Source organism: Legionella cherrii, assembly GCF_900635815.1.
Taxonomy (GTDB): Bacteria; Pseudomonadota; Gammaproteobacteria; order Legionellales; family Legionellaceae; genus Legionella; species Legionella cherrii.
In genome coordinates, this window is record NZ_LR134173.1 from 1,076,451 (window position 1) to 1,099,952 (window position 23,502).

The window sequence follows — 23,502 nt, forward strand, 5'->3', positions numbered from 1 at the left end:
ATAATCAGCCTGGGTCTTCATGGTCTCGTTTGTTTTTGAACAAGTGCTTTGGATTTTTGAAGTTTTTGATTGGGTATTAAGTATGAGCGAGTTCCATAGCAACTTTGACGTCCATTTTCGTAATCAGCGAAAATACATGATCTAGCTCGGGTGGTGAGCTATTATTCTTTAAAAATTTCATACAACGATAAGCCAAAATAAGTGCTTCTAAGGCTAAGCTTGGTTCCCAAGTAATTAATTGATGCTGTTCAATGAGCTCCACAATAAATGCAGTATAGGGTTTTAAAATGGCGTGCTCATCTGCAGCTAGCAATGACTCGCATACAGCCATATAGGCGAGTAATTTCACCTTATCGCTTATTGACTCTTTGCGAAGTAATTCAAGTTGGTGGGGGGAATTTTGTTTTTTCTTATCTTGCTGTGAGATTGCCTCTTTGATTTCTTGAAGTTGCTTTCGTTCGATTGCGGACAAGGCTTTCTCACTGTCCCCGCTCTGTGGAGTCTTCTTTAGCATTAGTTGGTTCATTTGTTCTGCATAGAGTTCGCTAAGAAAAGGAGTATCGTCATTAAATCGCAATTGTTCAATGCCAGGGATTCTGTTGATAAAATGGATTAATTCGAGTTTGACTGCATCATAAATGGGATTAAATTTTTTATCGAGTTTTTTTAATGCATTAAGGCTAATCAAATTTAAGTCCAACCAAAAAGGCTCTTGGGGTATGATTTCCTCTGCTGTTGCTACTATTTCAATTAAATTTCCTGTATTTTGTACTTTTTTGATGCGCTCTCGATTAAAGAACTCAGGCGGCTTTACAAGAGTCAATCCCTCTTCGTGATAAGGTACCGCATTAATCCCCCCCCAAGCCGCAATCCGATTTAAATAATAAGCATAAGGATTGGACGGATCCTTTTCCATTAATTCACGTGCGGATTGAGTGAGCATCAGTAAAGCAGGTTCTAAATGGATATTCGCTTCTTTCTGCTGTTTTGATTCGTGAAACTCGAAAATTGTTGTTTCCTTTGGCTCCATAACTGGCGGAACAAAGGTATTGATCGATTCTATTTTTTCTCGCAAATTAGCAAAAAGATCAATATTTACCGCACGAGCAAGTAATTCACTTTCAATATTTTTTAAGGTGTGGCTAATTGGTTGCTGGAAATCTTCATCTTCAGTAGTGAGCTTGAGCTGAGATAAATGATTCAATGATTGAGTTGCATACCAGTTTAATGACTCAATTTTTGCTTGCAAACGTCCTTTCGGATACGCATCTTCCCAGAAATTGATAATGAAATCCAAAAGAAAATCAAGGCCCGTTGCTAATCCTTCAAGTTGGTATTGGTGAAATAAGCTGCACGCCAAGTATGAGGCGATTTGTACGTCTTTAGTGTGATAGGTCAGTAACTCAATTGCATTATCGCTAATACTCGGCCAATCAATTTCGGATGATTGACCAATCCGTGAAAGTTTTTGAATCTCGTTACGTATCAGTGTGTATTGGGAAAACTCATAACATTGTTGACCTGCCTTACTGAATCCAGGAATAGGGTTGGTTCCTAACTTACTGATGGAATCCATTCTAAACATCGTATTCCCCCTGAGCCCAACAATCCGTGATGGTTCTTGGAAGCTTAGAGACTTGGGCGAGATTTTGTTGGGCTACTTTGAGGTCTCTTTGTGCTGCAAAGTATTTTTCAATCTGCCACATGATGTCACCGCCACCTTTGATGTAATAGCTCATGCGAATTTTATCAATTTTGTGCGCTTGCAAAAATTTAGTATGTTCTGGAAAGTTATGAGGATAAAAATCTTTTACACCGGTATTGAAATCCTGTAAAAATCGCAAAAATCCCTCATCACCATGGTATTGAATTGCTAATTTAATACCACCGAAGTAAATAGAAATTTCGGTAGGGCCACAACTTTCCAATTTCCAATTGGGAATTTGTTGCTGTGACGGGTAATTATAATTTTCTAATGTATATTGTTTTTCCTTACATTCAACGCGTAAAACGGTTTTATAAGGCAGCGTAGTAGCCTTTGCATCTAGGTTTGTGGGTAGCGCATGAATCATCAAATCAACGGCTTGGCCCTCTTCGGGTTTTTGCTTCATATGACTTAGCGCTTCCAGGCCCTCATTAATTCTCATACCAAAGGCTAATAATTGATAATACTGCGGCGTGAAGGGGAACTCATGATTTAAAACATACCTGGGTAAGAATTGAGTTCCTATTTGCTTGACGAAGGGAAGTGAATATTTGTCATGGAATATCCAAACCAAACCGCCCTTTGCAAACAAAGTTTGATTCAATTCCTCACCACTTAAAGCAATCGTGCGGAGGTACACTTCATCAAGCCACTTTTGTTGTATAAAACAAGAAGCAAAACGATTGGTATAGTCAATGTAATAATCTAATGGACCACGCATCAACATCCAAAACGGATTGGATGAGTCAAGTTGATCAAAATGCTCCAGTGATCGTCTCATATCGACTAGAGCTTGATATGCTTGCATGACTGGAGAAGATTGTCTGTCTACTTCAATTTGGCTCAAATACAGTTCTCTAGCGCTCATATAAGCTTTAACTGCTTGTACGTAGGGTTCCTTATAGAGTTGCTTGAGTAAATCACGGTAGCGCATATAAGATTTCACTGCGTTGACCTGGGTATTAAAATTTAATTTATTAGCAACGCTAGGAGGCCTGTTGGACAGGTTATTGGGACCAACAACAGGAGGATTTTGATTGTCAGCACTATTATTGTTCCATTGGGAAGGTTTTTCTTGAAGTTTTTTCATCCACTGGGAAACAAGATCTGAAAGTTGCTTAAACTCAACTCCTTTATCACTACTATGGCTGTACACCATGAGATCGGAGAATTGCAGAACAAGTTGAATCCAATGCGGTGTTGTAAAGGGGAGTTTACCTTGAAACTCTGATGCTAAATCTTGTAAGAAGGCATTATAAGGACTACTGGGTTGCAGCATGTCATTAAAAGTTTGATCCCACTCGTATTGAAAGGCCAGTGTTTTGGTTCCTTTATAAAAATTAAGGGCAAAGTTTTTCCATACATTGAGTCGCGCCGCAGCATACCACAGCGCGAAGCTATTTTTGGGGCCACTGATGTCGATATATAGGGGTAACGCATGATTGATTTGTACCAGCAGAGACTGAATGGCTGTAAATCCTGCTTTGGTGTAGGCTGGTGCGATGAGATAATCTCTCACGATATTTGAGCCTATCCAGAAACTGTTTAAGCCTATTTCGGATACCCCTTCTTGGGTATTTGCCCACTCAAGCAGCCAACGCAAATCCGAAGACAAGATATGTGATTGATCAAGCCATAAAATTAACTTACCTGATTCGCCTCTGAGTTGCTCGGTGTTTGAATCCCAAATGACATAATCTTTGTAGAGTGGACCAAAAGTATTCAGAAAACGGTCAGGTAATCGGTTGTATCCCAAATATCTTATTTGTGGATCGGGCATTTGCATTAAAGTGTTGGGACTGACGCCGCTTATTATCTTGGCTTGGATTAAATTAATCCGGCTTACCATATTTTGGACTAAATAGGCTTTTTGTGTATCCGTTAAACTACCACCATGACTAAGCATTTGCTCCATTCGATTATCAAGAAGCGTCAAGATGTATTGTTTAAAATGATCTACATATTGCTCACTATAATAAGTATATAATCGATTTAAACCCCCACGATAGGGCAATACTTTAATTTGCAATTGATTTCTAAAGAGATCGAGTTGACTCATTAGCGTATGATAATCGCCAAATAGCAGTAAGTTTTGTTCCAATTGATCGGAGAAGGATTCTTTTTTAGGTAAAGGTTTTATCAGTTCGACCAAGCGATTGGATGTCGCATTATAAACATAGATTAGATAGCCTGCAGCGAGTGCACTTGCAAAATACCAGACACCCAAATACTCCCATCTTCGTTTGTTTCTTTGTTTGATTTCCGAGCCTAATAATGACATAGGGCGTATCAGGGAGAGCTGAACCTGATCAATAAAATCATAATAAAAAACACTTTCTTCAGTGCCATTGTTCTGATATTCGCCGAGCAAATAAACCCCATGCAACACTGCAGGTTCAGTATAGGGTGAGGAAGCAAAAAATAAATTGGTAAACCTTGAATAATTTTCTTTGAGTTTTTTTACGGTCAATGGGAAATTAAATGACGCGACGTCTATGGTTTTTTGCGTCTCATATAAAACAATATCAATGACCTCTTCAGCGCGATTACTGATGTAGTTGAGCGGTTCTGTTGAAGTGGATTCTTTAAGGGGGTTCGCAACAATGTAACCCATGGCTTGTGTCCATAGGCTCTCCGGCATAAGCCCCACGAATTCTTGAAAACCATTTAACTCATTACATCGAGTAATGCAAAACAGCACTTGCTGGCGATAACCTGTGAGCAGACTGACTTGATCAATTCGATCTTTCAAGGTTCGAGCAAGATGGGCAATGTCTGATTTATCACCATTTAAAAGTTTTGAGGCAGGGAGCTCAATGACCACTTGATCTATAGGCGTAATCGCTTTCTTTTGACTCTTAATGTATTTAAGAAAATCTAGCCATTGCTTTTCTACTTTTTTTGAGGTGTTTGTTTCAAAAAGCTCTGCATCAACACACCATATGACAAAATTATCGAGCACATAAACTTGATTACGTTGAAGCGCTTCATCTTCCGCATCACCCACCATAAAATGGGTATGCAGCTTCAATCCGTTTGAAATGAGAATCGTTGTTTTACCGAAAAAAAGTATCCAGGGCATTTGCCAGAAACGCTTTGCTCCACCGGCAATATGATTTGTTTCTATGTAATTCAACGCATTTTCTAAAGTTAAACGTAAACCTTCAGTCTCAATTTTTTCGCCGGTCTCTTTGGCCTTCGCTGCTTTTCTTTTTTTATACCACTTCCTTATAGCCCAGGTAATGCTGTCAAGAATCAGGAATGCCAAAAGCATGGCCAAGAAAATAAGTACACCTACCCAGATAGGATAATCGAGATGAAACGTTATAAAAGTGGCATAAGCCCCCAAAATAACGACAAGCAAGATCCAAAAAATGATATGTCCTAATCGTCCCATTCGACTCTCTTGCTAAGGATTTGTTTCCATTTCTACTCCCTTGGCCAAACTATCTTGATTTTCTGTGCTCCGATGGCCGCATTCTCCCGCGTCATCCCGAGTGAAACGAGGATCTCCTATCCAGATATGGTTATATCATGGAGCCCCTTCGCTTCGCTTGGGATGACAAGGGTTGTATGCCGCTTTTCAGTGTTCAAAATCAAGTCATTTTGACTCAAGCTCGCGATGTAAGTAATACAAACCCTATTTAATTAAATGTAAATAATTAGTAACTGTATTATTAATTACAAAATAAAAAAAGAAATATATTATTAAAATCACTGGAATAGGTAACAACCACCACAGAAAACTTCGATATTGATCTAATTTTGGAGGAATAATTTGTAAATTATCATTTTTATATGCTAGAGGGAATGCAACAAACTCACTAGGATAATTTGCCATATTAAACCCGTGGCTCAATTGTTCTAATGCAAAATTTTTATACTTTAGCAAATCAGGTTTATCAAGCGGCTTATGATAAACTCCTTCAAATCCTAGAACCAAACATCGGTAATAAATTCTCACTAAGTCATCTTGTTTGCTGGGAATTTTGCTTAAACGAGTAAAAAACTCTTCGCCCGCACTCGTTGTGTTAAAATATTCAGCTTGTAACAATTTATCTTGCCACTGCCTCACACCTACCCAATTTGATTTTTGTACTAATTCATCGATCCATGCACACACCGCAAATAAAGCTGAATTTAAATTATATTTATCAACTTCATGTTCCCTCATTTTAATTTCAGCAATTAACGCAGTGATTTTGCCTCTGAATTCATCATAACTAACGGTTGCAAACTGACTTGCATTTAAATCCCAAACGTATTTAAATAAATCATAAAAAATGGCTTGTAGACTCACTTTATCCTCCTACAGCGACAATATCGATCACGATGTCTACCGGTGTTTTTCCTAGATAAAATGCAACTTTTCTTTCCATCTCAATTTTGGACCACATCACGGATTTATGGTCAATATGATAATAAAGACAGTTTGTCCCTTTGGGTATTCCTTCAGGAACTGAGAGAAGTCTGGAGATAGGTGCTCCAGGTAATGCAAAATCGATGTAATTTTCAATTTCTGAATAAGCACATAACTTTCCAAAATCCTTAATCATCTCCGCAATTTCTTCTTGATCATCTTGAGCATAAATCACCAAGAAATAATTTCTATCCTTTCGGATAAAACTGTTGCCAAGATCGGCATAATAATGATTTTTCTCTTTAACCATTCGACGAATGCGATCCGGATCGGCAGTAATAATGGTTAACAATTTAGTAACTAATGCCTCGATGAGTTTATAACTTTTACTCAAATCACTATGATCATAAACAGGCATTGCTGAGATAGTTCCACTGCCGCCCTCAAAAAAATTAATTTCAGTTGAATAAAAACTTAATTCACTGATTAGCTGTTGTAAAAGACCATAAACTTCCCAAGGATGAACGGTTTTGGCATTGAGCAAATGATCCATTACGGCAACATTTCTTAATAATGATCGGAGTGAAAACAAACGCGCGAAATTGCTGTTATCAATATGGGTGCTGTACATATCAAGCGGCTGTTTAAATTGTTCTAATTTGCTCGTTGTTTTGACTAAATCATTCTGAATTCGGTTGAGCAGTGCAATTAAATTTTTGTGCGCATTAATGCTGACACAAGAAGGATAAAAATCAGGTGCATAATAAATTTCATCGTTGGTACGGCGTAACTCTGCTACCTGGATAATCGAGTAGTTATGAGTATTTTCAATTTCGAACTCCCAAAATAGTTTGACTACATAAAATAAGGAGCGTAAATGAGCTTGTGCTCCTTGGTGATAGTAATCGGGGAGTTCATCGCCTGCACTGTAACTGATATAACGAGTGCCCACATTATTTAAGTTTTCTAAATTTTCGATAGTGGTTACATTGGCTACATTTTTCGAAAGTTCTTTAACACCGATGTATACTTTCAGCGAATTGGCGTTTGCTGGCCAATCTGATTTAAACGATCGGGGTAAAAACTTTGCATTCACATCAATCTCAACAAACTCCCCACTGGGTAAAAAAAATGACATTTTTTCTATATCGAAAATGCCGCTTTTAAATGATTTGTCATTTATTTCCAACTCGGAAAATCCCCAAAAAAATGGGGTTATGTAGCGTAAAAATTGCGAATGAATATAATGCTGATTGAGTTCAGTATATTGAAAGTGTTGCGGTTGTAAAAAAAGTCCATGTTCCCAATCAATCGGCGTATTCCAAATCATATTTATTTATCCCAATATTTTTTTAAGGACACACGATTCTTTGTTTTCGTGATTACGGTCTTTCTTGAAGAGCTTTCAGTGTAGTTAATCGCTTGAGAGCCAAATTCCAGATAAATTCCAAGTCGGCCCATCTGTTTTGTTTTTTTCCAAAAAGTAAGCGGATTCCATTTATTAAATACGGGAACTTCATAGATACGAACTACCCCAGCAGGGGTTAAATTGTAATATCCTGCGACAACGAGAACTTTTTTTGTCTCAGCCATACGTGCAATTGTAAAGTTTTGGGTCATTCCAGGTGCAATAAAAAAAGTGCGAATGTGTACTTTTTTATTCGTTTGGGTGATGTTGTCCGCTTCAGTATCCGCATCAAGTAATTGACTAATTCCTTCGGCAGTAACTATTTGGTTTTGTACATCTTCTAATTTTTCAACCTGGACTACACTGAATTTTAAAGTATGTTTTTTATGATCATATTCATTTAAGTCTTTGCTGGCTACAGCACGAATAAGAATGGCATTATCTTGATAGCTGCTGGCTAACTGGGGCTCTTTTTCTTTCCCACCTGTTGTGCAGCCACCTATAATGAAAATTAAGAGGCAAAATATTATTCTTAGCATGACTTTAATTTTATTATCCTTAAACCTGAGCGTTAATTAGGGGCTTTGATCATTCATCGTTCCACGCCCTGTGACGTGTTTCTGAGAAATCCCCACAAATTTTTTCACTCTATGTACCGCGCCTGAATGCGGGACATAGTCCTTCTAAGGGAATGAATATTTATTCCATGGTATCAGAACCTTTAAGGAAAACAATAGAAGCCTGGTGTATCACCTTGCTTAAAGGTCAAAATTATAAATTTTAACCAGCAAATTTAACGCAAAATAAATCAATCGTTCCAATCGGATTACTTCTATTATTCTTTATAATTTATTGATAATATAATTTTTTTTTAAGGTTTACAGCAAAAATCCTTGAAAAAAATGAATTAATTGGACACAAAAATTACGTACTGAATTATTAAGGGGATAAAGAAATTGTTAAGAAAAATAAATGGACTTTTGCTAATGGTTTCCTGTGTCACCGGAATGCTGTCTCCAGTGGGTTTTGCTGCGGCCCCCTCAGTAAAAAAGCATGCTGTATGGAAAGACCAAACTGAGAAATCAATCAATTGGCACTCTCTGAATTGGCGGGCTGTTTTGACTCTTTCAGGAGCTGCAGCTTTCGGTGACAGGGTAGGGACTTCAGAATTTATTCCAATTGCCGATCCGCTTGAAGACGAGTTTTTTGATTATGCACCGCATAGTTCAGATCAATCGAAATTTTTATTCGGTGTCTTCTTGGGCGCAGAATATTTATTAAATCCTTCTTGGAATTTGCAATCAGGGTTTAGTTATTATCAACCTGCATCGTTCCATGTTAACGGTACAGTCACCCAAGGTTTGGATGAGCTATCCGTTGATTCATTTCCCTATGAGTACGATATTCAGGTTCGGCAAGTTTTGTTTGAAAACAAACTCTTGTACAACTTGCCGTTTCAACCGGTAGTGCTGCATCCCTATGTTTCCGGAGGGATAGGTGTGGGCATAAATTCATTTCAGGACTTTGAAGTGACGATTACTCCACCATTCACCACCTTTAGTAATCAATTTAGCGATGAGACTCTTACTAACTTTTCGTATCGGGTTGGTGCGGGTATTGACGTTGACGTGAATAACTGGGTCCGAGTGGGTGTGGGTTATCGATTTGCAGACTTTGGTAAAGTAAAGTCGGGAAATGCTTCCATAGATCAGGTACCTACATTTAACACAATATCACAATCCCATTTCTATACGAATGAAGTGATGGGGCAATTAACCTTTATCATGTAAAAGGATGAACATGAAACGTTACTCTCTTAATTCAATTGGTTTAGCTATTTTTTTAAACTCAATGACTAGTTATGCGTTACCCTTTAATATCATTCCACAAGGCAAGTTGCCAACGACGATTTTTAAGGGGGAAACAGCCAATGCTTCGTATACAGTGACAAATAATACGAGAGCGACCCGTGTCAATAATTTTGTTAAATCGCTGCCACCCAATGTGACACAAGTTACAGACCCCACCGATCCAACGGTGTGCGGCAGCACTTTTGACTTGGGACCTAATGGTTCTATTAATCAGAGCTGCACATTAAAACTTAAGGTATCGGGTGAGGTTAATCGCGCCGATCCCAATTCTCAGCATCATTTATTTATTTGTCTTCCTGGCGGTAAAACCTGCGCAGGTCCTACGCCAGAAAATTCATTGAATGTGACGGTGGATAGTAATGGACCGGGTCCCACTACGATTTCGTTAGCAGTTGGTGCTTACGGAACGAATACAACCGGAGCGCCGGTTGTTTATAAAAGTAGTGATAATGGGATGACCTGGCCTACAGCGGTGCTTCCATCAGTTTCTGGAATTTCGAGTTTTCAAACCTTCCTTTTTGGGGTTGGATGTACTGGCAAATTCTGTACCACTATCGGTAATTATTTTACCAATAATGGCGCGGTGCAACCAATAAGTTATTCGACTAAAGATGGGGGTTCGACCTGGTCTGCAGTTAATGTACTGTCAACTAATGGCATTCCGGCAATAAATAATTATAACCAAATTAATGCAGTAAGCTGTTCGGGTTCAAATTGCACTGCGGTAGGTTTTAGCGGTCCTACGAGTGGAGGTACTCCGTTGCCACTGACTTATTCTAGTACAGATTATGGTACTACGTGGTCACCGCCTAATTTGCTTTCTATTGCCGCACTTCCTCCAGCAAACCAAGGAGCAAGGTTAGGCTCTGTTAGTTGTTCTGGAAACAATTGTACTGCTGTTGGTTTTTATTATAATAATTTAGGCTACCGGATACCTTTAAGTTATTACAGTACCAATAATGGTGTGACGTGGTCATCAGCAATCCTTCCATCGACTGCTGGGCTTCCCGCTGGGAATACAGGTGCAAAATTGAATGGTGTGAGTTGTGTTGGCAATAATTGCACTGCTGTTGGTGAAACAGATGGACCGACTGATGTACCTTTTAGCTATACAAGCACTGATGCGGGACATTCTTGGTCTGAAGCAACACTCCTCTCATTGAGTGGCCTGCCCGTCGGCAATGAAGGGGTAGGCTTAAATGGCGTAAGCTGTACTGGCACCCAGTGCGTTGCGGTTGGTCTATATCGAGATTCTAGCTTCGCCGTAGTTGCACCAGTAAGCTATAACAGCTCAGATAATGGCGTAACCTGGTCAAGCATTGTGCTTCCTCCAACGAATAATTTCCCCTCAGGCTTTGGGCGAGGAGAGTTGTTCGGTGTGAGTTGCATAGGAACAAACTGTTCGGCCGTAGGTTCCTATTCGGACACAAACAATATTTCGCTTCCTTTAGCTTACTATAGCGCAGATAACGGGGTGACTTGGACTACTGCTTTACCCAGTATATCCTCGATTTCAGGTGCTCTATTCGCTGTTCTTTTTGGAGTAGGTGGGTCTGAGAGCGGAAATTTACAGACTTAATCCATTTACAACGTTTATAGCCCGGATGAGATGCGTTCTTCATCCGGGATTACCTATCGCTAGAAGTATTCTACATTTTAACCCATGTCTTGAAATTATTTTAACCAGTAACGTACTTTAAACATCTCAATATCTTTCTGTGGGGATAACCAACTGACAACTCCTAAAATACTCGTTGTCTCGTGTGCCAGTCTTATGGGTTTGAAACACCCTTTGTCCAAAATGACTTCAATAAAATAGGAGAAGGGCTCCTTTACATAGAGTTGGAGGAGTAATTTGAGTTGGTTGATGTGTTCCGTATGGATTAAAAATTTAGGAAATACATCAGCACTTAGTGGGCCTATAGAAATTAATAAACTATTGCTAGTCGATTTAAATTGGCTGCCTAGGTACGCTGTTTTACTTAAGTGATGATTCGCTTTACCCAAAAGGCAATATTGTTCCTCAGGTATATCTTGTATTGATCGGAAAAATGAAGAAATATTAATCGGTACCTTGAAATAATCATTTAATAAACTTTTTAGACTCCAAATGGATTTATTATCTGCAACCCAGTGGCTGGAATAGCGCAGCAAATAATTGTAATTCGGTATTTTGTCTCGCAGCTCTTTTCCTGCCATCCCGATAAACCCAAAAAGCGCCTCTCGATAAATGGGGTCGTGATGTTCTGCAAATTGTTCAAATATCCTATTTTTCGACCATGCTTGAAAAAGGATCTTGTAAAGTCGCTTATGAAAGATATCGAGCAAACATTTTACCTCATCCGAATCCTGATCATTATCTTGGATAAGTTGTTCTGTATAAAATGTAGGAAGTGGAGAAGTTGTGCCGTATAAACTAAAAAAAGTGGCAATGAGAGTAAAATGATTGGTGTCAGTATGACGTCGAATCTCATGAATGTCGGTTTCAGGAAAGGCCAGGGTTAATAGGGGTATTATATCTAATTTTCCGTTTAATCCCTCGTGTTTTGCTTCATAGTCGATGAGATGGCCAATCAAACGAATTGCTTGATAAAAATTAAAACTTTTAGGTTGAGTTAATAGCTTCTTTAAGATATTAAGCTCGGATTGTTCAACCTCGGCTGCCATTTCCATACCTCTTTAGTTCGAGCATTTTGTAAATGTAAGAGAGTGAATGTATTGATGGGGGCATTGAGTCCGAAGAAAACATCCATCATGCAACCAAATAAATACATATCTCCAATGCATTTAAAACAATCAGGGTCACAAATGAGCGTAATATGAGACCCTGCGATCATCTCTCCATAATAAAGACGACGTGCTTTATTCACAATGATATTTTCAATCCCTTTTACTCTGCTCATATTCAATTGATAGTTTTCTCCTTTTTCATAGAGATACAAATTAAAAATATGTCTGAGGCGATTTTTATCCAATAGTTGCAGTAAATTCAGGGCTAATAATGACTGAAAATTCCATATTAAAGCCCTATCATAAGTTGGAATTAAAAAAGAAGATGGAGGGATAAGATTCGTATAAGTCAGATTTTCAGGCGAGCTGTCAGTGGGTAATGTAATATCGCCTTTATCTAAAAGTCTGGGTAAAGAGCCATTGCTACACACAAGTTCTATAGATAAGGTTTCATCAACAGGAAATCCTTTATCAAAATCGTAAAAGAAACTAATGTAGGTATTTCGCCCAGGTCCAGTAACCGAAGGCCGGTGATGATAGGTATATTTATAGTTTAAATTCAATTCTTGATTAAAATTTAATAAGTGATCATACTCGATACGTTTTCTTTCTTGTTGGCGATATCCGGTAACCTTCTTTACATCATATACTGCATAGTTTTCGCCAAAATCATTATTGGGGATAATTTGATAATCGGGTTGCTTATGATCAAGAAAAATAGGTTCAGCATGATGATCAAACAAATTAATTATAGGGACGGCATGCAATACCAATTGTAAATTATCTAAACCCTCCATCCATTGAGGCACTTCTTCCAATTCAAAATTGATTTTAAAATCAAAACCATCAGTATTCCTTTGCCATTTTTCTAAACCAACTAAACGAAGAAATAGAAACTTATAGGGTTGATGGAGATACTCATATAAAACGCGATGAGGGTGATGAATGTTAGGGGGAAGCGGGTATAACACCTCCTCATTATCAAAGCCACACGGTTGCAACTGTTCTGGAGTTAAAACCAGTTTTTCTTCTCCTGGTGCTTCAATTGTAATTCTGCTAACAAACCGTTGCAGTAGATAAAAGGTATTACATCCATCATGCAAATTTTGATTAATAAAAAAGCGTAATGAAGAGGCTTGCCAATTTTTTAAGGTGATGCCGCAAAGATGGCAATTGATTTCGAATTGACTCACACCACTAATTGAGTCTTGAAAGTGAATACTCGTAATAGTAACTGGCTCTACTTGTAAAGGTGTCGTCGTACGAAAGATACATTTCATCTCATTAATTGGAATAGAGGCTAATTCAGTCCCTTCAGGGACGAAAAGCGGTTCACCTAAGTTACTTTTAGGAATAAACTGAATGACTGACGTACTAGGCACTGGTTTTGAATAAAGCGTAAAAAATAACTGGGTTAAGTCATCTACCATTCCAGGTAATTTTTCATCAATGACCATCTGTACTTGGCTCGTAAGAAAAGCAACGCCTTCCAACAATCGCTCGATATCGGGATCAGTACTTTGTTCCCTTAACAAAGGAGCGATTGCCGGATAATGCTCTGCATATTCTCGGGCTAGTTTCCGTATTTTATTTAATTCATTCTGGTAATAATCAATTATCATTTCTCTGCCTTAGAGCCTGTTCAAAGTCTCTTATCTTGGCTGTAAAACACTGATGTTCCTGCATCAAGCGGCTTTGTTGAAAATCGTGTGTCATTCCCACGATGGGGGGAATGACAAAAAAGCAGTTGGGTAATATGCGTATCCCTCCAAACTATTTATTCAACAAAGCCCTCACGCTAAAGACTTTGCAGCGGCTCTTACAGTTACAACGTAACAAGCACGCGTCCTTTGTTTGTTAAAATAGTAGTAAAGTAAACGTTGAGGCTATCAAATGACTTATGTAATTGCGCAAAAATATTACATGTAATAATTTGCTTGCTTGGCTCAATTAAAATTTGAGACACCTGAACAGATTCCAAACGTGGTTCATAACGAAGAATCGTTTCTTCCAAATGAGTTCTTAATTCTTCTTGATAAGCAAAAGAGTAATCCTCAACAAGTATGGGTAACTCAGATAATCCATACTCCTTATCAATTGGGACGCTACCTTGTCTTGTGGATAAGATTTTTTCAACGTGATTGCGTATGGATTCAATCAGTATGGATGAATCTAATCTAGCGGATAAAAGAGACCCTTGACGAGCATAGCGACGAACTCGTTCCGTTAAACGCTCTTCTCTCATTAACCAACTCGCATTAATTTAGTTAAATCCCATCCAAACTCTTGATTGTTCTTCTTATCCATTACTTTATACACTGTAGGACGCATATCCACAATAAATAGAGGGCCTGCTGGATGAGAATAAGCATAATCTACCTCCAGGACTTTGGCTTTCTCTAGCGTAATCTCAACTGCGGCTTCAACTTCTCCCGAAGCGCTAGAACGTAGGCAATGGATAATGGCCGAATTGATGTCCTCGCCGGTAAAGATACTTTGAGTATGTGGTACAACGCCTGCCTGATCCCACAGTCCAGTGAGACGAAAATATTTGCAATCGGGAACGCCAATCAATTGATTTTGCGCATCGAATGCTCGCGTGATGCGTTGTTTAAAATCAAGTAGCGTGACCCATCCTTCATATCCTTTTACAGTACTGCTGCCTTTAACGACTCCTGAGGCCTGAGTAGTAATTTTTGCCATGAGTTTATACTGAGTCCTTGCAATCTCAGAGTCTGGTAACATAGGTAATATGGCTATGTCATTTCCCTCACTTTCATTTGAAGCCACTTTTATTCTCCTTGCTTAAGATCGAGACTACCCGTTAATTGTAATGTGATGTAAGCACCCATGAATTTAAAATGAGGTCGAACAATTAAGACACATTTATACCATCCAGGCTCACCAGGAACATCTTCTACATTCACTTTTGCAAGTCTCAATGGTTTTTTTGCTCTGACTTCGGGGACTGGATTATCCATATCAACCACATAGCCATTAATCCAAGTATTTAACTCACGTTCTATATCATCACGTTCTTTCGCTAGACCAATTTTTTCACGTTGTATCACTTTCAAATAATGAGCAAGTCTGCAAATGATAAACATATAAGGAAACTGAGTTCCTAATCTATAATTGGTTTGAGCTGTTTTACCTTCAGGGGTATCTGGAAAATGTTTCGCTTTTTGGATTGAGTTTGCTGAGAAAAACGCAGCATTATCTGCCCCTTTACGCATCGTGAGTGGAATAAATCCTTGCTCCGATAACTCATATTCACGACGTTCGGAAATGAGTAATTCAGTAGGGATTTTAGTTTGAATTTCACCCATTGCCTCAAAAAAATAAGAAGGTAAGTTTTCAACCGCCCCACCGCCTTGAGGACCAATAATGTTGACGCACCAACGATATTTGGCAAAACTTTGAGATAAGCATCCAGCAAAAGCAAAAGCACTATTTCCCCATGAAAAAGCATTTTCGCCAGAACTTACATCCTCCTCATAATTGAATGAACGAACTCCATAAGTGTCTTTACCGTAGGGCATTCGTAACATAAACCGTGGTAATACCAGGCCTATATATCGTGAATCTTCAGATTCCCGTAAACTGTGCCAAGGGATGTACACAGGGCTTTCAAATATTGCTTCGATGTCATTCAAATGAGGTAATTCAGACATTGATTTGATATTGAAAAATTCAGGACTCGCTGCGGCTATGAAAGGCACATGGGCCATCGCACAAACAGCTGCGATATTTCTGAGCAGCGTGACATCTTTATAACTTGGAGTAAATGAGTAATTACCAATGATGGCACCATAAGGTCTACCACCAAATTGTCCGTATTCTTTCGTATAAACCTGTTTATACAAGCCTGATTTAGGAATTTCAGGTGCATCAATAAAGTCATCAAACAGTTCATCTTTTGATACATGAATGAATTCAATCAAACTGTTTTCACGGAAATCGGTACGGTCCACCAAATATTTTAAACTGCGCCATGCGGATTCGAGTTTTTGAAACTCAGAATTATGGAGGATTTCATCCATTTGTACCGAGAGCTGCTTATCCAATATTGCAATCACGTCATCCACTAGAGCAGGGGTTACCGTTTCATCGGTGCGTTTGTTTTCAATAATATTATCTATAAAAGCAAGCAAGCCTTTCTGGGTGAGGGCATATTGCTCTTCATCCTCAGTAATATTGGTTCCTGCAAATAACTCCTTCAGTGCTTTTTCTTCTTTTTTCTTAGCATTATCTTGTGCATCAGCCATGGCTGTCTCCTTGATCCGGCGGCTCTATTTGGGCTTATTTTTTGTCCTTAATTTCCTTGATAAGTTCTTCGCGTGCCGCAGAATCTTTAACAATAGCATCCAGTCTGCGTCGAAACTCCGGAATATTTCCCAGTGGGCCCTTTAGTGCTTTTAATGCTTCTCGTACCTCAAATAGTTTTTGTAACTGTGGGACTTGATGTAAGATTCCATCAGGATCAAAGTCTCTCATTGTTTCAAATTTTAAATCAATGCTTACGGTATCATCTTTATTTTTGCTAAAACGATTTGGTACGCGTAGTGATAATTTAATGTGATGTTCTTTGAGCACATCATTAAAATTGTCTTTGTTAATATTTACGGTTCGACGCTTTTCTAAAGGAGTATTGTCTCCTCCAGGATAGAACTCACCGAGAACGAGTTGTCGTAGAGGAAGTTCAATCTCTTCCTCAACTCCTTCTATCAGCGCTTTATAAACAATATTAATACGTTCCTTTGGAGCGACAGATTGTTCCTTGTTCGTCATTTTTTATCCTTAATAAACCGAATTCATTATAATAAAAAATCCTGTAATAATAAAAAATTAGCATATATTTCAAGATTTACAAAATTATTCCAGAAACAATTTTGTTCCTTTATCTCGAGGGGAGCGGGGGAACCCCATCGGAACGCAGAGCGATGGTATGGAGAGCCTTCGCTGAACTCGGGATCACGGGGTATAAAACCTAATCCTAATTATTGGATTTATTCTTTTGATTCTTCAATATAACCTGGGGTATGAATTGTGGGGCCTAATACGTGCCCTGTATCGGCCAGATCCACTGCCTTTCCCGCTTTTGCCAAAACAGCATTAGTAACTGATTCCTTGGCTTTACTCAGCTGATTGACCAAAGTTGCTCCTGCCTCTGCAGCTGCTTCCAACCCAGGAATCTCTTCTTTAGCTGCAACCCAGGCTGCAGCTGCGGATGCTTTAAGCGTTGCTGTTAAACCGGTAGCCATTACCAATTCCTCTTCAACAATAGCCTCAGCTAGTGCTGCCGCTGCCGCTGCTGCTTCCCCAGCACCAGGACCGAGTTCTGCCGTGGGTCCTCCAGACATCTCGCCTGATATATTGACAATGGCGCTTGCCAAATTGATTGTTGGCGCAGCTAAGGTTATTGTTGATTCTGCTACAAACTCAAGTGCCGGTGCTTGTAAGGTAATTGCACCATCGGTAATGGTAAGGGAACTGGTACCTACCGTCAGGGAAATGCTTGCTTCGGCTTCCAACATCACAACAGGGGCTGTTTTCAAACTCGTCGAGCTGTCTTCTTCGTAGCGCCAACCACTCGTGAGTTTCACTTGAAATCCAGATGTTACGTCAATCGTGGCACCTGTTCGTTCTATAAAATCAAGTCCCAAGACGGATTGGGCTCGTGCACCATAATAAACGTAATAAGCGGCTCCTTTATTCGAATAAGAAGTAACACCCCAGACATCAGTGAAGTTGTTACCTCCAATATTCTGCGCCTGATGTCCGGATATGTCACTTATAGAGTTTTTTTCAATTCGTTGATAGGCATTACTTTTAGTATTAAGAAAAAAACCTGCATCAAGTTGTGATTCAAATACATTATCGGTCCCCAGAGTGAGCGTGGTCTCATTATGAGGTGTTGACAGTTGTATCCCTTTGGTATCGCCATCTTGTTCGTTAATAAAGAACAGATTTTCTTCTTTAGTATAGAGCCCCATATAATTTTGATTTTTTGAGGTAATGACGTTTCGATGCGTGGAATTACTCACTGTACCCAGTAAGATCGGTAGATCAGGATTACCAAATTGAAAACCGATTAATACTTCATCGCCTTTACGAAGTGGCAGGCTGAATGCGTATTGGTCGCCAATATAGGATTCCATTTTGCGCACCCATCCCGATCCTTTCCCTGGCTTGTCATCACTAATGGCAATTCGAAATTTGTAGAATCCTTTTTTGCTGATTTGGACGGTATTATCATCGCCCTCATGATCGACAAAACCGGGCAACATGCCATTGATGCGCGGAGTACGATCTTGGATGGTCTGTCTGTAGGCGATGGATTTATTGATCGCTTTATACTCACATTTAAAATAATCTTCAGGGTGGTGTTCCTCGCCACTGTGAAGTGATGCAAAGGAGCGCTTTTGCGAGCCATGATAAGTACTTTCAACAATCAACATCGGACAATTTAATGAAGCCACTTTGAAATTTTTATGGTGAATTATTGTTCCTGGATTAATGAAAGATCCTGAAGAAATTCCCGTTAAAATTTCTTTTTTCCATTGATAACTTTCGCTAATAAATTTCGCTAATTGCTGATTCTCCTTATTGCTTTTGATGTTCTCTGCCCAATACATTATTTCGCCGTGGCCCATTGCATCAATAATCGCGCTCGAAGAATAGGGTTTTGATGATTGATCTGAATTATAAGCTTTAACTGTGACTTTGTGTGGCTGTGCCTCGGTAGTCAATTGAAAATTGTATAACAAATTTGCGGTAGGGTTATTTTGACTGGCCATAGTATAAGACTGGTAATACATTTCATGGATGTCTTGATTATTCTTTAAAGTAGAATTGGCATCCGTTATGACCAGCTTTTCCTCGTTTTTATCCTGGCTAAAATAATAAAATAATCCTTCAAACTCCATCCAGCGGGTAATAAAATCCCAATTGATTTCATTGTATTGAAAAATAAACTCTCTGGGTTTATGTTCCATTATCAAGTCGAGTTCGACTTGTGTCATTCCATTTTTATTTAATATGTGTTTAATGACTTGAGGTATTGATTTATTAAGAAATACCTCTGTATTACGGATGTGTTGTAGACGATGAACTTTAGGCATGAATTGAATTTTATAGCGGTGATACTTATCGTAATTATCAAGTTGAGTAAAAGATACAACCTCACCATTCAACGGAGTTGTCCCGCCCCCTTTTTTAGCAAAGCTTAATTGCACTTTTTGACTCATGACTTGTTGCGCATGAATGGGGGTTTTGCTCACAAACTCAACGGTAAAGCGATATAATGAGGAAATAGCCAGGGTACCTGCAAATTCGATGACAATGATTTCTGACTGAGCGCCGCCTGGAATTTGTAATTTGGGCATCAATACCTTGGCTTGCATGGAGACTCCTGTTGCCTTGATTGTTACGGTATATGAAAAACATCCTGTTCTAAAAAGAATGAGGTTTTTGCACTATAAGTGGATGCATTGACAATAACGAAGGATTCTCATTCATGTCAAGGCAGATCAGTATGCTTGCCCCGGAAGGACAGGCATTTAGAGCAAAATGTATAACCGCCTGATATAGATTATTAAAATCTCTTGTGTATCTCATTGACAACCATTAGTACATCACGCATATTGTCAGCAACTCTCGAAGTTGATTGTTGCATTAGGACTATTCTTCAAAGATGAAGATATTTAAAGAAAAATCACACACCGTAATCACCTTCAATTACCGACATCAGGGCAAATCAAAATTAGCCATTACGATCATGGCCATGTTTTCTTTCGCAAAGCAAAATCAATTCCTCAGTTATGCTGATTTTTGGCGTGTCGCCAAAAAAACTTTTAATTTTAATCAAGGCGAATTTATTGATTTGCATATGGCAAAGCAAAGAGCGGAATTTTTGGTTAAAGGCTCTTGCTACAGCTATGATAGTGAAACTCGCCAAAGTTTTGTGAAAATCATATTAGATAATCTGGAAAAACAACTTACTGTATGGGGCGACAGACGATGGATAAAAGACGATACACGCTACCATTTATCTCAACCTAATACCTTCGACAAAATACCGATTACTTTAAACAATGCTTATGGTGGTATTGGTCATGCACTCAATCCTGATGGGAGAGGACTCGCGCCTATGGATTTGATTACTGACATCAATTTGCCTAATGTGGAATTACCTGGGCAATCGATAAAACAGCCAACCGATACCCCTGTGCCTGCATTATTATTGCCTCACTCACCAACCTGCACGCAACAACTGAGCAAATTCGGAACGATTGATAACGATTGGCTACGCAATGAAAGTCCTTACTATCCCCAAGATATTGATTGGCTCTATTTTAATCTCGCCCCAGCAGATCAACAAAGAGAACATTTTTTTAAAGGGGATGAGACGTTTTCGTGTATCCATATGCATCCCGAGAAAAAAATCATCAATGGTCAATTGCCTGGGGTGCGCCTACGCTGTTTTTATAAACGGATTGGTAGCATCGACCGCCTGAGCGAACTCAATGTGAATCTGGATACCCTCTGGCTACTGCCTGATCAAGAAAAAGGAATACTTATTTGGCATGGCATCATCGATACACAAGATATTGCTGCTAATGATATTGAGTTTATTTATAGTGCAAATGAAATTTTGGCCGAAGCACCTAAGGATATCGATTTTTATGCGAACCTGCGCAGCAAACCTAAAGAGGCAATTCCAAGAAAAGCACGCAGCGATTCCAGTACTACGAATCAATCCTCTCTGAGGGGGATGGGTTTTAATTTAGAGGCGGAAATAAATGAAATAGCAGAGCATTGGTTTCCAGAAAGGAAAAAATTTTTGGAGCAAAACGAAGCGCTCAAGATATTTCAGGGAAAAACGCCGGCAGAGTCTTTAATGGCAATAGAGCGCTATTATAAAAATCGCAACCAAGCATTTCCAGCACACGCTTCAGTTAAAAATATTCTCAGGACCGAAGCACAGACTGAAAACAGGCCTTATGGAGGGAATCGACACGGGCGTCAGTTTCTGGACTTTCTTAAAAAACAGATTACGAATAGAACCTCCTCAACATCATCACCCTCCGAAGCGTTGGGTCGGATTGAAAAGTTGGAACAACAGATTGAATACCTGGATAAACTCAGTGCGATAACTCAATTTCGATCAGGGGCACCTGGAAAATCAACACATTCACGCGAGGAAGTTGTGGCGGGTTTTAAACAGGGAAAAAATTTTTCTGGAGAAAATTTGGCAGGGATTGATTTATCCGATTTGGATTTATCAGGGATTAATTTATCCGGGTGTAATTTAAGCGAATGTAATTTGACCCGTACCCGATTAACTCAAGCCAATTTATCGATGGCAACATTATTCCATGCTAATTTATCTGAGACACACTTGGCTAATGCCAATTTAATCCACGTGTTAATAAAAAATGCTTCTTTAGATGGAGCAAATTTTTCAGAATGTGCTCTGCAACATGCATTGATTGAAGACTGTTCCGGTAAAAAATGTAACTTCGCAAATGCTATTTTAAATCAAGTACATTTTAAGAAATGCCATTTGAGTAAGGGACACTTTGTTGGCATAAAAGCTAATTTTCTTGATATTGTAGACAGTACATTTGAGGAGAGTGATTTTTCTGAAGCGAGAATGCAATTTGCGAACGTTCATCAAGGGAGTTGGAGCACGATAAATTTCACCAAAGCAGATTTGTCTCGCGCGCTTTTTGCAGGCATTCAATTATCCGAGGTGGTCGGGAATAATTTAAGCGCCCCCCATCTCTCGCTAACTAATTGTTCTATTGAGAAGCTCGTTTTGAATAACAGTCAGTGTGAGCGCCTTAGTTGTAAAGGGTCAACCATTTCTGAGAGTACTTTTTCTTGTAGTGCATTAACCGGATTCAATTTGCTGAACGCCAAAGTGGCACAAAGCCGTTTCATCAATTGCAACCTGACTCAAATTCGTGGCAATGAACTGACCAAAATATCAACGAGTCATTTTGAACAGTGCAATCTGAGCAATTCGGCATTACTCGGCGGTCATTATGAAGAGCTTGCTTTGAGTGATTCCACCCTGGATGCATCTCAGCTGGTGAAAAACTCCTGGAAAAAAGCCAGTTTCCGCAAATGCAGTGCAAAAAAATTCAGGTTTGTGAATTCAAACATTGATTCGTGTTCGTTCCAAGACATCAATTTCTTTCAAGGTATATTCCATAGCTCAACTTTTGAAAATACTGAATTTAATCATTGTAATTTATACAGTATTGCGTTCACCGATTGCCAAAGAAAGGAGGTAACAATTCAGGATTGCCTCGTGAAAAATATTGCTTTGCATGAGGAGGAGCAGTCCTCATGAATGCTGAAGAATTGGCAACAAATCTGGCGCAACGAAAAATCGTCAAAAAAGTTTCGTTTGACTCCATAACCCTTGAAGGTATTGAAGCAAGACGCGCTGTATTTGTGGAGGTCGAATTTAAGAAAGTCGTGTTTAAGAATGTGAAGTTTATCGCTTCTGTTTTTGAAAAATGCCGATTTGAACAGGTTACATTTGAAGCATGCGACATGCAGCTGTGTACGGTTATTTCCTGCACCCTAAACCATTTAACCAGTACTCAAACCAATTGGAGTTCTTCTATGTTTCAATTAAATGAAGGAGCCATTTCCCTGCATGCAACAGAATCCAATTTTTCGAAGAGCAAATTGCTTGGGCATCATTTGCAAAAGAGTCATTTTAAAAATTGCACGTTGAACCAAACAAATCTTTCAAAATGTGATTTATCTGAGTGTGTGTTCATGAATACAACCATGGAAAAAATTACCGCAAAAAACACACGCTTTGTTTCTGTTTTATTTGATACAGTTAATTTAACGGCAGCAAATTTTCAGGCCAGTGAATTCAATAAAATAAAGTTCAATCACTGCAATCTTTTTAGAAGCCTATTTATTGATGCGAAGATTTATGAGTCTGATTTTTCTGTCGCTTCAGGGATAAAACAGATCAATTTATTTAAAGCAACCATTAATCAAACCACGTTTAAGGGAATGGACTTGGCACCAGCAGTTTTACAGAAAACTCAATTAAATGGGGTCGATTTTTCTCATTGTCACCTCAATCAATGCAATTTGAGTCAGTCCCAAATAAATCATTGTCTTTTTGTTGCTGCCGATTTAACTCAGTCCTTGTTTGAAGAGTCCGAAATACAGAATTCCTCATTCACTAAGGCGGTACTCAATTACGCTCGCTTCAATAACAGTTATTTAACGGCTTGCGACTTCTCCGAATCAAAATTAAACCTGGCTTCTTTACACCATGTTACTGAAGAACAGGTCAATTGGGCGCATGCAGAATGCGATAATGTATTGAAAACAAATCCAGAATTATTGGAAGCAGAACAGTGGTCATAGAAACAAAAAGGAGTCC

Annotated in this window: 16 protein-coding genes; 4 read left to right on the forward strand and 12 right to left on the reverse strand. The window is 39.0% G+C overall.

Annotated features, from left to right (window positions below):
* Positions 1-76: 76 nt before the first annotated feature.
* The 5 genes from EL022_RS04575 to EL022_RS04595 form a co-directional block, all read right to left on the reverse strand.
* A complete protein-coding gene (locus EL022_RS04575) occupies positions 77-1,585 on the reverse strand; it encodes a TssA family type VI secretion system protein (protein WP_028382576.1) in 1,509 nt (502 codons plus the stop codon).
* On the reverse strand, positions 1,578-5,102 hold the full coding sequence (locus EL022_RS04580; protein WP_028382577.1) for a type VI secretion protein IcmF/TssM N-terminal domain-containing protein: 3,525 nt from the start codon (positions 5,100-5,102) through the stop codon (positions 1,578-1,580). The genes EL022_RS04575 and EL022_RS04580 overlap by 8 nt, the downstream gene beginning before the upstream one ends.
* A gap of 243 nt (positions 5,103-5,345) precedes the next feature.
* Positions 5,346-6,005: a DotU family type IV/VI secretion system protein gene (locus EL022_RS04585; protein ID WP_051544525.1), complete on the reverse strand. Its 660-nt coding sequence runs from the start codon at positions 6,003-6,005 to the stop codon at positions 5,346-5,348.
* A 1-nt stretch (position 6,006) separates the two neighbouring features.
* A complete protein-coding gene (gene tssK / locus EL022_RS04590) occupies positions 6,007-7,395 on the reverse strand; it encodes a type VI secretion system baseplate subunit TssK (RefSeq protein WP_028382578.1) in 1,389 nt (462 codons plus the stop codon).
* A 2-nt stretch (positions 7,396-7,397) separates the two neighbouring features.
* Positions 7,398-8,012: a type VI secretion lipoprotein TssJ gene (locus EL022_RS04595; protein ID WP_028382579.1), complete on the reverse strand. Its 615-nt coding sequence runs from the start codon at positions 8,010-8,012 to the stop codon at positions 7,398-7,400.
* Positions 8,013-8,429: 417 nt separating this feature from the next.
* Between EL022_RS04595 and EL022_RS04600 the strand changes: the two genes are divergently transcribed.
* Together EL022_RS04600 and EL022_RS04605 are read left to right on the forward strand one after the other, a co-directional pair.
* The gene (locus EL022_RS04600; protein WP_028382580.1) at positions 8,430-9,263 is read left to right on the forward strand and encodes an outer membrane beta-barrel protein; all 834 of its coding nucleotides are present in this window, start codon (positions 8,430-8,432) and stop codon (positions 9,261-9,263) included.
* 10 nt (positions 9,264-9,273) lie between these two features.
* Positions 9,274-10,923 (forward strand): sialidase family protein, encoded by a 1,650-nt coding sequence (locus tag EL022_RS04605; protein WP_028382581.1) that lies wholly within the window; start codon positions 9,274-9,276, stop codon positions 10,921-10,923.
* 95 nt (positions 10,924-11,018) lie between these two features.
* Here EL022_RS04605 and tssG read toward each other — a convergent pair whose 3' ends face one another.
* The 7 genes from tssG to EL022_RS04640 all read right to left on the reverse strand — a co-directional run bounded on the left by tssG (position 11,019) and on the right by EL022_RS04640 (position 19,480).
* On the reverse strand, positions 11,019-12,011 hold the full coding sequence (gene tssG / locus EL022_RS04610) for a type VI secretion system baseplate subunit TssG (protein ID WP_028382582.1): 993 nt from the start codon (positions 12,009-12,011) through the stop codon (positions 11,019-11,021).
* Positions 11,972-13,696: a type VI secretion system baseplate subunit TssF gene (tssF, locus tag EL022_RS04615; RefSeq protein ID WP_028382583.1), complete on the reverse strand. Its 1,725-nt coding sequence runs from the start codon at positions 13,694-13,696 to the stop codon at positions 11,972-11,974. Before tssF ends, tssG begins: the two co-directional genes overlap by 40 nt.
* Positions 13,697-13,899: 203 nt before the next feature.
* Positions 13,900-14,319 carry a type VI secretion system baseplate subunit TssE gene (tssE, locus tag EL022_RS04620; protein WP_051544526.1) on the reverse strand — a complete coding sequence of 140 codons (420 nt, stop codon included), beginning with the start codon at positions 14,317-14,319 and terminating at the stop codon, positions 13,900-13,902.
* Positions 14,319-14,864: a type VI secretion system tube protein Hcp gene (locus EL022_RS04625; RefSeq protein WP_028382584.1), complete on the reverse strand. Its 546-nt coding sequence runs from the start codon at positions 14,862-14,864 to the stop codon at positions 14,319-14,321. Before EL022_RS04625 ends, tssE begins: the two co-directional genes overlap by 1 nt.
* 2 nt (positions 14,865-14,866) lie before the next feature.
* Entirely contained in the window at positions 14,867-16,342 is a 1,476-nt protein-coding gene (gene tssC, locus EL022_RS04630) for a type VI secretion system contractile sheath large subunit (protein WP_028382585.1), read from the reverse strand.
* Positions 16,343-16,376: 34 nt separating this feature from the next.
* Complete coding sequence (gene tssB, locus EL022_RS04635) at positions 16,377-16,865, reverse strand: type VI secretion system contractile sheath small subunit (protein WP_028382586.1); 489 nt, start codon at positions 16,863-16,865, stop codon at positions 16,377-16,379.
* A 218-nt stretch (positions 16,866-17,083) separates the two neighbouring features.
* Positions 17,084-19,480: a type VI secretion system Vgr family protein gene (locus tag EL022_RS04640; protein ID WP_028382587.1), complete on the reverse strand. Its 2,397-nt coding sequence runs from the start codon at positions 19,478-19,480 to the stop codon at positions 17,084-17,086.
* A gap of 290 nt (positions 19,481-19,770) precedes the next feature.
* On the opposite strand from EL022_RS04640, the gene EL022_RS04645 reads away from it, so the two are divergent.
* Entirely contained in the window at positions 19,771-22,437 is a 2,667-nt protein-coding gene (locus EL022_RS04645) for a DUF2169 family type VI secretion system accessory protein (protein WP_028382588.1), read from the forward strand.
* Complete coding sequence (locus tag EL022_RS04650) at positions 22,434-23,486, forward strand: pentapeptide repeat-containing protein (protein ID WP_028382589.1); 1,053 nt, start codon at positions 22,434-22,436, stop codon at positions 23,484-23,486. The genes EL022_RS04645 and EL022_RS04650 overlap by 4 nt, the downstream gene beginning before the upstream one ends.
* The last annotated feature ends 16 nt before the right edge of the window (positions 23,487-23,502 follow it).